The following is a 768-nucleotide window of genomic DNA, read 5'->3' as shown; positions in this document are numbered from 1 at the left end:
CACGAGTACCAGTTGGGAGAGGCGCCACCTCAAGTCACAGGACTCACAGTGGACCAGCAGATCATTCTCGACGTGTTAGGCGAACGGTATCGGCAAATTTATTCCTAAATCAGGTGCGGAAAGTCGGATATATATCTTTTGAAAGGTTTGACGATCATTTGACAGTGAACTATCTACTTGACGGCATTGAAATTATTGAAGATGAGTTTAAGACGGGAGGCCGTCTAAAAAGTTACTTTAAAGAAGAGTATGATTTTTACTACAACCAAGGAATTGTTGAAGCTCTTTCGATTCAATTACCTGAAAAATATGGAAAAGAACTTTACGAATTACTGCCAGAGTTCAGTGGGCATGATTACTTAATAAATTCTTTTATTGATAGTTTAGTATGGAGAGAAACTTCTGCGATAGACTTCGATAAACTCAAACCATTTATAAATGACAACGTACTTCAGTATAGGGGTACTTTTAGCCACTTTTTGGAAGTACTGATTTCAATTTCTGGTATTGAAGGGCATCCATTTAATGCGAATTTCTTACATGATTGGTTATCTAAGCATCCCTTACCAAACAGAGATGCATTTTGGACTACTCAATTAAAGTATAAGTACAGTGAAGATTCTACATTCAGACACTTAATACTGAAGAATCCCCTGATGATTTACAAATAAATCATCAAATTAGGGTGGAAGCGCATCTTGTTGCATGATCAAATGGTTTCGCTAAAAACTACACTTGGACAACAAGATGCGCGAAGCCAATATCCTA

Annotated in this window: 1 protein-coding gene; it reads left to right on the top strand. The window is 37.4% G+C overall.

The window, feature by feature from the left end; translation table 11 throughout:
* Positions 1 to 158 precede the first annotated feature (158 nt).
* Positions 159 to 671, top strand: coding sequence for a hypothetical protein (locus tag AEA42_RS03355; protein WP_197278415.1), 513 nt, complete (start codon positions 159 to 161; stop codon positions 669 to 671).
* The last annotated feature ends 97 nt before the right edge of the window (positions 672 to 768 follow it).

This window comes from Shewanella sp. Sh95 (genome assembly GCF_001308045.1).
GTDB lineage: Bacteria > Pseudomonadota > Gammaproteobacteria > Enterobacterales > Shewanellaceae > Shewanella > Shewanella xiamenensis.
This window is presented reverse-complemented; position numbering and strand designations above follow the sequence as displayed.